Raw genomic sequence first — 4,594 nt, forward strand, 5'->3', positions numbered from 1 at the left:
GGCTTGTTCTGGTGGGATGCAATAACGCTGCTGGAAAGCTTGACCGAAGGGAGGACGATCATCGGCATGGATGTAGTGGAGCTTGCACCCAATCAGCTCCACCATCCAAGTTATACAGCCGCCAAGCTTGTCTATTTTTTGATGGGCCTAGCGTGCAAGCGCTGAACCGAGGGCCTTGGCCTTCCCCCGTGCCTCCTGATCGGGGGTATCCAGCGCAATGACCGGTTCAGAAACGAGCACTGCACCGCTTTGCATGGTTGTCTCCTTCCATTGGCTCATCCATTCGCCGTCCCCCCAGCCGTAGGAGCCGAACAGCCCGACCTTCCTTCCTCCAAGATGCTCCAGCAATGAGTCGAACATCGGCTCAAAGACCTCGTCCTCGAGTCCTTCGCTGCCCATGGCAGGACAGCCGAAGGCAAAAGCATCGAAGCTGTCCAACATATCGGCAGAGAACATTCCGGCGCTGATGACGGCAGCTGAGGCTCCAGCTTCCCGTACACCCTCGACCACAGCATCCGCCAACGCTTCCGTATTGCCGGTGCCGCTATAATATACCACTGCAATTTTTTTCATATCGTCATCCTTCGTACCGTCAATTCCTCGAGTTGCTTTTTTGCAAGGGGGCACCGCGGGTACCCCAACGTCAGTACCTCTGCTTGGAACATCAGCTGCTCCAAAAGCTTCGGACGATGGACATACAGCAAAAATTCATCCTTTTTGTTGCATAAGGGTCTCTTCCACTCCCTTGGGATTCAGTCTGGCATTCCATTGTGTTACAGCTTGCAGCAATCCATCGAAATCGGTAGTCCTGCATCTGATAAGGCTGCCCACCTTCAGCGATGCAAGATTTGGCGCTGCAAAGCGTATCATACGTTCGTCTGACACGGCTTAAGTAGTACACAAACAGAGGAATTTGGTCAATACCTATGATAGTAGTAGGAATTATTGGTTTACCCCGTCGATGACCCCGACGAGTTTTTTCATTTTCTGGGCCAAGGAAGAGGCGGGCCCGAAGAGTTTGTCAGCCTGCTTGTGAGCCCAGTGATAGAGAACCACCGCATCATCAAAATTCCCCAGTTTGCGGTAACAGCGCCCGATATGCACCAAAAGCCCGATTTTTTCAGCCTCGGTGGCAAACTGTTCATCACTGTCCAAGTATGAGCGAACAACCTGATAGTGATCGAGTGCTTGCTTGTACCGTTTCATTTTCTCCAAACAGAAGGCGAGGGCGCACCGCGCCATGATCGCCTGGCTGGAGACCGATCCCGACAACTCCTCAAGCAGGGAGAAGACATGTTTTCTGATAACCAATTCCTGGGGATACAGTTCCTTGTTGTGCTGGATGTCAGCCTGGAAACAGAGTACATCGATATACAGGTCATAAGCGGGCCCGTTCTCCTCGGACCAGTTCAACGAAAGCAGGGATGTAGCGATGCCCTGCGCCATCTCACTCTGCCCATCGTCAAGGTAGGAGAGTCCCAAGGCAATCAAGGCCTCCAAGGTTCGTTCGTCTTCATCACCATAGAGGTTTTGGCTGGTCTGATAAATCTGCTGGGCGATCTCCAACTCGCTGGAGGTGTCCCGAGCTTGCAGATACGCCATATTCAATTCACTCATCAGTACGACATACTCGGCATTCATCGGCCCATGGACATTGAAATGGGCGATGCGCTGCTTCTCAAGATCAGCAATCTGCTGATGGATCTTGGCAAAGTAGATCGGATCATCAAGCTCGCTGGTCAACAATAGTCGTGCGAAATAGTTTTCCATATAACCAGTATACACAGCTTGACGGCCAAGCAACAAGCTTTTCTCAGGTTTTCCGTGCTCTGATGGCAATGTAGCAGTCATGGATGAAGCTATCCATCATCATGCACCCTGCGGTATCGGTATAGAGGTCGGTGATACAGAAACCGCAATCGGTCACTCCGCCCAAAAGATCCTCCAAGGTATGACTGAACTCCACCGTATCGTGTTGTTTCATTCGTTTTTGCAGCTCTTTGCTGCCGAGGCTGGTCAAATCGGAGTAGGGAAGGGTGTATTTGACGCGAAGCTTGTTCTTCATGGCGCGTTTCTCGTCAAACATATACAGAACAGGATTGGTTATCGAGGTGAGAAAACTGCCCCCCTTTTTCAGAATCCGGTAGCAGTGTCTGTACATGGCCTTTACATCATCGATGAAACAGGATGAGGTTGGATTGAAAATCATGTCGAATGCTGCATCATCGAAACACGAAAGGTCCCTCATGTCTCCACGCACCAACGTAAGTGACAGGCCGAGTTTTTCTGCAAAGGAGGCATCCTGGGCAAGCTGCTTCCTGGATATATCGAATACGGTCACCTCTGCTCCGGCAAGGCTCAGCAATACAGCCTGCTGCCCGCCTCCCGATGCCAATGCCAAGACGCGTTTGCCTTTGATGTCGGCGACCCAGGATGAGGGCACTTTCTTGAATGGGGAGAGGACCATATCGAGTTCTCCTTTGCGTGCCTTCTCGATCTGCTCTTGTGTGCAACCATCGGTCCAGATATTGCGGCGACCGACCTCCCAATCCCAGGCTTGTGCATTCTGCTCTACATAGGTATCCATGGCCTGACCATAGCATACAAACAAAATCGATGCAATGAAGCCAAATCCAACTAGTTTTCTGATAAAAAGTTAGAAGCCAGAGGCGTATAGGTGAGAACTGAATGGACCTGATGGGAGTGCATCAGGTGCAATGCCTGTGCGTTGCCGCGGAAGGCCGACAAAAAAGGAAGTTCTGCAATGCGGGCATTGCGAAACAGGGTCACATGGGCGTTAAACGGAGTATCGGAGAAACTGATGCCGTTGCGCCTGAGGTCCTTGACCAATATCTCCTGGATTGCCTGAATGTCGGTATTGTGTTTCATTCCCAGCCAAATGATGCTTCCTCCAGCCTTGTCAAAGTGTCCGAGATGCGTAAACTGCAGGCAAATCGGGTTGCCGGGAAGCCTATCCAATACCTCTTTGAAAAGAGGCAGCAAGAGAGGATCCTGCTCGCCCAAAAAACTCAGTGTAAGGTGCAGATTGGGCCGGGCGGTTCTTCGACCCTTGTCAAGCAGCACTTCGATGCTGTCCTGGATGGCACAAATTGTGTCCAGCGTCTTCTCATCAAAGGTAAGCGCATAGAAGATTCTCATGGCAGCAGTATAGGCTTTCGTGATTGGGAAAACCATACTATAGTACTACAAGAGGAGATTGAACAGAATGCAAATTGTACTCATTGGAGCTGGAAGCGCTCAGTTTGGCTTGGGTACGCTCGGTGATCTCATGCAGAGCAAAAAGCTCTCAGGCAGCAAGATTTGGCTTGTGGACATCAATGAGAAGGCGCTCTCGGATGTGTATGCTAAGGCGTCTGTTTTTATCAAGGAACACCAGCTACCCTTCACCGTACAAGCTACCACCGACCGCAGGCAAGCGTTGCAGGGCTGTGATGTCGTGGTGATATCCATCGAGGTTGGCGATCGTTTCGCTCTCTGGGATGAGGATTGGACGCTCCCCCAGCAGTATGGGATCAATCAGGTGTATGGTGAGAACGGCGGCCCCGGCGGAATCTTTCACTCACTGAGAACAACTCCCCCGATCATGGATATTTGCGACGATGTCGTCGACCTGTGTCCTGATGCCTGGGTCTTCAACTATTCAAATCCCATGACTGCCATTACCACGACTGTTCTCAGAAAGCATCCACAGTTGAAGTTTGTAGGCATGTGCCATGAAATCGCAAGTCTTGAACGATATCTCCCGTCGATTCTCAACACGAGCTTCTCCAATCTTGAGCTGCGCAGTGCAGGGCTGAACCACTTCAGTGTCCTGCTTGAGGCACACTACCGTGATTCAGGAAAGGACGCCTATCCCGATATTCTTGCAAAAGCCCCGGCATTCTTTGAGAAGGAGCCCGGTTACTCCGATATCCTTGCGTATGGTTTGGAGCATCAAGCCGAATTCGATACCGAAGGCTCCACCTCGCGCGCTCTGCCTCCGGGCATGACAAGCAAAAAAGCCTGGGCCGACCGGACTCTGTTCGCCCACATCCTGCAAACCTACAAGTTGCTGCCGATCACCGTGGACAGTCATTTGGGTGAATACATCGGTTGGGCGTCCGACATTGCAGACCACAAGGGGATCAAGGATTTCTACAGCCTGTATCGGATGATGCTTGCCAGGACGAAGGCCTTTATCGAGCTTACGGTGCACGAGCGTCTGGTCTATATCTTGGAAGGCATTTTGGATAACAGCGGCTATGAGGAGATTGCCGTCAATATCATGAACAACAACCTCATCAAGGAGCTGCCTCCCTGGGTCGCCGTGGAAGTTCCTGCACGCGTCTATGCCAAGGGCTTGAAGGGTATTGCTTTCGATTCCTATCCCAAGGGCTTTGCATCCCTGCTCCGCTCCTACTGCGGAGTGTACGACTTGACTGCAGAAGCCGTCATCCAGAAGAAAAAGGAGTATGTCATTCAGGCTCTTCACGCATGTCCGATGGTGCATTCAGTCAGGAATCTGGCTGAATTGGTCGATGTGATGATCCAAAGGCAGAACCGCTGGCTTGGATATCTGGCTTGAGAAAGAGAA

6 protein-coding genes are annotated in these 4,594 nt (G+C 51.4%); 2 read left to right on the forward strand and 4 right to left on the reverse strand.

Features of this window, described 5'->3' with window-relative positions; all coding sequences use genetic code 11:
• Positions 1-3: 3 nt before the first annotated feature.
• The gene (locus B3F49_RS10880; protein ID WP_414712536.1) at positions 4-165 is read left to right on the forward strand and encodes an arginase family protein; all 162 of its coding nucleotides are present in this window, start codon (positions 4-6) and stop codon (positions 163-165) included.
• Here B3F49_RS10880 and B3F49_RS10885 read toward each other — a convergent pair.
• From B3F49_RS10885 to thpR, 4 genes are all read right to left on the reverse strand, one after another.
• The gene (locus B3F49_RS10885; RefSeq protein ID WP_293910997.1) at positions 148-573 is read right to left on the reverse strand and encodes a flavodoxin domain-containing protein; all 426 of its coding nucleotides are present in this window, start codon (positions 571-573) and stop codon (positions 148-150) included. The genes B3F49_RS10880 and B3F49_RS10885 overlap by 18 nt on opposite strands.
• 369 nt (positions 574-942) lie before the next feature.
• Entirely contained in the window at positions 943-1,770 is an 828-nt protein-coding gene (locus B3F49_RS10890; RefSeq protein WP_293896543.1) for a tetratricopeptide repeat protein, read from the reverse strand.
• Between the two features lie 43 nt (positions 1,771-1,813).
• On the reverse strand, positions 1,814-2,587 hold the full coding sequence (locus tag B3F49_RS10895; RefSeq protein ID WP_293910999.1) for a class I SAM-dependent methyltransferase: 774 nt from the start codon (positions 2,585-2,587) through the stop codon (positions 1,814-1,816).
• Positions 2,588-2,637: 50 nt separating this feature from the next.
• Positions 2,638-3,159, reverse strand: coding sequence for an RNA 2',3'-cyclic phosphodiesterase (gene thpR / locus B3F49_RS10900; protein ID WP_293911001.1), 522 nt, complete (start codon positions 3,157-3,159; stop codon positions 2,638-2,640).
• Between the two features lie 67 nt (positions 3,160-3,226).
• Between thpR and B3F49_RS10905 the strand changes: the two genes are divergently transcribed.
• Positions 3,227-4,585, forward strand: coding sequence for an alpha-glucosidase (locus B3F49_RS10905; protein ID WP_293911003.1), 1,359 nt, complete (start codon positions 3,227-3,229; stop codon positions 4,583-4,585).
• Positions 4,586-4,594 lie beyond the last annotated feature (9 nt).

The organism is Sphaerochaeta sp. UBA5836 (assembly GCF_002432845.1).
Classification (GTDB): Bacteria; Spirochaetota; Spirochaetia; order Sphaerochaetales; family Sphaerochaetaceae; genus Sphaerochaeta.

What these genes read in the sequence shown, in the direction of transcription:
- B3F49_RS10885 (WP_293910997.1), bottom strand. Translation starts at nt 573, where the DNA reads ATGAAAAAAATTGCAGTGGTATATTATAGCGGCACCGGCAATACGGAA.
- B3F49_RS10890 (WP_293896543.1), bottom strand. Translation starts at nt 1,770, where the DNA reads ATGGAAAACTATTTCGCACGACTATTGTTGACCAGCGAGCTTGATGAT.
- B3F49_RS10895 (WP_293910999.1), bottom strand. Translation starts at nt 2,587, where the DNA reads ATGGATACCTATGTAGAGCAGAATGCACAAGCCTGGGATTGGGAGGTC.
- thpR (WP_293911001.1), bottom strand. Translation starts at nt 3,159, where the DNA reads ATGAGAATCTTCTATGCGCTTACCTTTGATGAGAAGACGCTGGACACA.
- B3F49_RS10905 (WP_293911003.1), top strand. Translation starts at nt 3,227, where the DNA reads ATGCAAATTGTACTCATTGGAGCTGGAAGCGCTCAGTTTGGCTTGGGT.